Annotated in this window: 4 protein-coding genes; 1 reads left to right on the forward strand and 3 read right to left on the reverse strand. The window is 72.4% G+C overall.

All coding sequences use genetic code 11. The features are described from left to right. Positions 1–72: 72 nt before the first annotated feature. The 3 genes from ABT025_RS39220 to xylB all read right to left on the reverse strand — a co-directional run bounded on the left by ABT025_RS39220 (position 73) and on the right by xylB (position 3,992). Complete coding sequence (locus ABT025_RS39220) at positions 73–903, reverse strand: hypothetical protein (RefSeq protein ID WP_351003594.1); 831 nt, start codon at positions 901–903, stop codon at positions 73–75. Beyond that, complete coding sequence (locus ABT025_RS39225; protein ID WP_351003596.1) at positions 903–2,177, reverse strand: VWA domain-containing protein; 1,275 nt, start codon at positions 2,175–2,177, stop codon at positions 903–905. The genes ABT025_RS39220 and ABT025_RS39225 overlap by 1 nt, the downstream gene beginning before the upstream one ends. 330 nt (positions 2,178–2,507) lie before the next feature. Beyond that, complete coding sequence (gene xylB, locus ABT025_RS39230; protein ID WP_351003597.1) at positions 2,508–3,992, reverse strand: xylulokinase; 1,485 nt, start codon at positions 3,990–3,992, stop codon at positions 2,508–2,510. A gap of 256 nt (positions 3,993–4,248) precedes the next feature. Here xylB and xylA point away from each other — a divergent pair. Next, positions 4,249–4,985 (forward strand): xylose isomerase (xylA, locus tag ABT025_RS39235; RefSeq protein ID WP_351003598.1); only part of this gene is annotated, 737 nt, incomplete at its 3' end.

Consider the following 4,985-nt stretch of genomic DNA (forward strand, 5'->3'; position numbering starts at 1 on the left):
AGTTCCCGTGGACGGTTCCGTCGATCCTGACGATCTTCGGTGCGTCGCCCGCGTCCTCGAAGGCGGCGATGGTCAGACGCCCGGCGGGACCCGGGAGGGGCGGCCGCTGCCGCGGGTCAGCGAGTAGCCGAAGACTGCCGCGAACGCACCGAGCACCCCGCCGCCGACCGTCCACAGCCAACGGTCGGTCCACCAGCCGGAGGACCAGCCGTCCTCGGGTTCGCCGGCGAGTGCGGCCGGGGCCGCCGACGCTCCTTCGGTGGCCTGTCCGACCGAGGAAGCACCCGGAATCAGCGGCGTGGAGAGGCTGCCGTCGACATCGGCCGCGCCGCCCTTGTCGGCCGCGGTGACCTCGACCTCGGTCTGCACGGGCAGCCCGAGATCCGCCGAGGGCAGGTCGACGACCGTGAGGCGGACGTAGTAGCTGCCGGGCAGCGGGTCGTTGGCCCACGGCTCGGACCAGGACCTGACCGTACGCAGGACGCAGGCGAGCTCCACGGTTCCGGCGTCGGCCGTGACCTTGCCGGTCTGCTTCCCGTACATGCAGGCCTGACGCCGTCGCAGCCCGTCGTACACGTCCACCTGCCAGGTCGAGGTGCCGTGCCGGGCGGTGCTCTCCGGCAGGGTGACCTTCGCCCGGACCGTGGCGCGCTGTCCGGCGTCGGCCGGGAAGACCCAGTACAGGTAGTCGCCGGCGGAGGCGCCGGCGGTGGCGAGCTGGTCCTGCTGGAGCACCGTGGCAGTGCGGAAGGCGGTGCCCGCCTCGGTGGGGCCGGACCCGTCACCGGACTCGCCCGGGCTCGGACTCGACGACGGGTCGTCCGCGACCGCGGCACCCGCCCCGGTCAGCAGGGCGAGCCCGGTCAGCAGCGCACCCGCGAGCACGCGTCTCGTACGGAACATCAGTGGGTCCTCCAGACGGCGAAGCGCCAGCGCGAGATCCAGCCGGTCAGCAGGCCCGCGATCAGTCCGGTCAGGACGAGCACGCCCAGCAGCCACCAGCCGCGGCCGAGACCGAACGCGGCGACGTCGGCCGCAGCGTCGGGGGCGTCCACCAGGTCGATCGTCAGCTCGACCGGCATGCCGGGAGCGGTCTTCACCGAGGCGGGGGCGGAGAAGGAGTTGGAGACCTGGAGACAGACGGTCTCCGCGGCCGGCTTGACGTCGCCGTCCGTGTCCTGTTCGGGCTTCGGGTAGCGCAGACCGGAGGAGATGGCGTCGGTGCGTCCGGTGCCGGATTCCGCGCCTCTGACGATCTCGCGGCCGTGCACGGTGACCGCGCGCAGCAGCATGCCGTAGTCGTTGTTGACCGCACGGTCGGCGAACACGCTCACCGAGGCGCGCAGTTCCTGGCCGGGCAGCACGTCGACCCGGTACCAGCGGTGCTCGGCGAACTTCGCGCGGTCGGTGTAGAGGCCCGGCGCGAGCTTCGGGGCGGCGGTGCAGCTGTCCGCACCTTCGGTCGCGACCGGGGTGACGACGGGTTCTGCCGCCCGGTCCACCAACTGCTTGACACGGCCGGAGAGTTCATCGGTGTGCTGGATGGCGGTGTACGTGCCGCCGGTGGCCTCGGCGATGCAGGTGAGCTGCTGGCGGATCTTCGCGTTCGGCACCAGGCCGAGCGTGTCGATGACCAGGTGGATGCCGCGCGCCGCGATGTCACGGGCGACCTCGCACGGGTCGAGCGGGCCGCAGGTGTCCTCGCCGTCGCTGATCAGCACGATCCGGCGGGTGGAGTCGCCGCCCTCCAGATCGTCGGCGGCTCCCAGCAGGGCCGGTCCGATCGGGGTCCAGCCGGTGGGCGCCAGTGTGGCGACCGCGGTCTTGGCCTCGGTGCGGTCCAACGGGCCGACCGGGTAGAGCTGCTTGGTGTCCTTGCAGCCGACCTTCCGGTCGTCGCCCGGGTAGTCGGCGCCGAGGGTGCGGATGCCGAGCTGCACCTGCTCGGGCACCGCGTCCAGGACCTCGTTGAACGCCTGCTTCGCCGCGGTCATCCGGGACTGGCCGTCGATGTCACGCGTCCGCATGGAGCCACTGACGTCGAGCACCAGCTCGACCTTGGGGGAGGCTTGGGTGGGGGTTTCATCGGCGGAGGCGGGGAGCGCCGAGCCGAGCCCGGCGGTCAGGGTGGCGAGCAGAATGCCCACCCCGACCGTCAGCCTTCTTCTTATGATCATCGCCGGATAGTAGTGAACATCAGTTCGCTATCCAAACCGGCCGGTGGCCGCCGCGCGTGCTTGTGTGCGGCGCGCGACGGGACATGACAGTCAGTCAGGTCGACCGGTGCGGACGGGCGGTCTGCTCCACGGTTCGACGGGTGCGGTCCGGCGGTCTGCTCCATTGTTCGACCGGCTTGGTGGGGCGGTGCGTTCCACGGTTCGACCGGTGCGGACGGGCGGTGCGCTCCACCGTTCGGCCGGGCCGGTAGGGCGGTGCGCTGCACTGGTCGACGACCGTGGCGGTCCGCTCCACCGGCCCTGACGTATTGCCAGTCCGGCCGGCCGGGATCAGCCGGCCGCGCCCAGCAGCGGCCCTGCCGCCCGCTCCAGGACCGAGCCGACCCGCTCCCAGGTGGCCACATCCCTTTCGACCGCTTCCAGATGCACCTCTTCACCCGTGTCCCACCCGGTGACGATCGCGACCGGGTCCGCGCCCGTGGCCGCCGCGGCGGCGAGTGCGGCCGCGCCCAGGGCGACCAGTTCGCCGCCGGCGGGCACGGTCACCGGTCGCCCGCTGAGGCGGCGCACCGTGTCCACCCATGCAGCTCCCTGGGCGCCGCCGCCGATCAGCCGGAGCGGCCGGCTCGCCACCTCGGGGTCGGCCGGGTCCAGTCCGCAGGCCAGCAGCAGCTCGTCGAGCGCGCGCAGCACGGTGACGACCGCGCCCTCGTAGGCGGCGCCCAGGAGCTGCTGCGGAGTGGTGTCGTGGCGCAGCCCGGTGAGGAGTCCGGCGGCCAGGGGCAGGTCGGGGGTGCGCTCGCCGTCCAGGTAGGGCAGGAGCACGGCTTCGCCGCCGGGGGCCGCGTCATTGCGGTCCAGGCCCAGCAGGGCGGCCACCTTGTCCACGGCGAGCGTGCAGTTGAGGGTGCAGGCCAGCGGCAGGTACGTGCCGTCCGCCGCGGCGAAGCCGGCGAGTGCGGGGGAGGCCGGCCGGGTCCGGGAGGCGGTGAAGACCGTGCCCGAGGTGCCCAGGCTGAGAACCGGGTGGTCGAGGAGTCCCGCGCCGCCGAGCCCGAGGCCGACGGCGGCGCTCATGTTGTCACCGGTGCCCGCGGCGACGGCGATGCCGGCGGGCAGGCCCAGCGCCTCGGCGGCCTCCTCGGTCAGTGAGCCGACGCGCGCCGCCCCGCCGGGCGCCACCTCCGGCAGCAACGCCGGGTCGATGGAGAGGAGTGCGAGGAGCTCCGGGTCGTAGGAGCCGGTCGCGGTGGAGTACCAGCAGGTACCGGACGCGTCGCCCGGATCGGTCGCGGCGCGGCCGGAGAGGCGCTCGGTGAGGAAGTCGTGGGGGAGCCGGATGGCGGCGGTCGCGGCGACGGTCTCCGGTTCGTTCTCCCGCAGCCACTGCCACTTCGACGCGGTCATCGAGGCCACCGGCACCGAACCGGTGCGCGCGGTCCAGGCGTCGGCCCCGCCCAGTGCCGCGGTGAGGGCGGCGGCCTGCGGGGCGGAGCGGGTGTCGTTCCAGAGGAGGGCCGGGCGCAGTGGGCGGCCCTCGCCGTCGAGGACGACCAGTCCGTGCTGCTGCCCGGCGACGGCGATCCCGGTGATGTCGGTGGCGGCGACGCCGGACTCCTTCAGTCCGGCGGCGACCGCGGCGCGCAGCGCCTGCCACCACACCTCGGGATCCGTCTCGCGGGCCCCGTTCTCGCCGGTGACGACATGCGGAGCGCGGCCGACGGCGAGCAGCCGGCCGGTGGCGGGGTCGACGAACGCGGCCTTGGTGGACTGGGTGGAGCTGTCCACACCGATGACGACCTCATGCGGCGGCATGGCTGACCTCATTCTCTGGCTCAGGGGGATTCCGGCCGGGGCCCTCACGCTGTGGGCTCTCGCGTCGCCGGAATTTGATCGTGCGGTGAACAAATTACGCGATGGAACCCGTCCGGAACAGGGTTCGCTGCGGATTTCCCGGGACGGGGGGTTACGTCGGAGGGATGCCCCGTGCATGATTAGTCATGACAGTGAACAAATTGAGGTTCGGCCGCTCGACCGGCTGCGGACCCACGGCACCGAAGGCGGCTCGACCATGACGGAACGCTTCACGCCCACCCCGCAGGACAAGTTCACCTTCGGTCTGTGGACCGTGGGCTGGCAGGGCCGCGACCCGTTCGGGGACGCGACGCGGGAGGCGATCGACCCGGTCGAATCCGTCAAGCGGCTCGCTGAGCTGGGCGCGTACGGCGTGACCTTCCACGACGACGACCTGATCCCGTTCGGCTCGACGGACTCCGAGCGCGAAGGCATCGTGAAGCGGTTCCGGCAGTCGCTGGACGCGGCCGGACTCGTCGTTCCCATGGCGACGACGAACCTCTTCACCCACCCCGTCTTCAAGGACGGCGCGTTCACCGCCAACGACCGGGACGTCCGCCGCTACGCCCTGCGCAAGACGCTGCGCAACATCGACCTCGCCGTCGAGCTCGGCGCCACCACCTATGTCGCCTGGGGCGGCCGCGAGGGCTCCGAGTCGGGCGCCGCCAAGGACATCCGCGTCGCGCTCGACCGGATGAAGGAGGCCTTCGACCTGCTGGGCGACTACGTCACCGAGCAGGGCTACGACCTCAAGTTCGCCATCGAGCCCAAGCCGAACGAGCCCCGCGGCGACATCCTGCTCCCCACCATCGGCCACGCCCTCGCCTTCATCGAGCGCCTGGAGCGCCCCGAGATGGTGGGCGTGAACCCCGAGGTCGGCCACGAGCAGATGGCCGGGCTGAACTTCGCCCACGGCATCGCCCAGGCCCTGTGGGCGGGCAAGCTCTTCCACAT

Source organism: Streptomyces sp. NPDC002809 (assembly GCF_040295435.1).
Classification (GTDB): domain Bacteria; phylum Actinomycetota; class Actinomycetes; order Streptomycetales; family Streptomycetaceae; genus Streptomyces.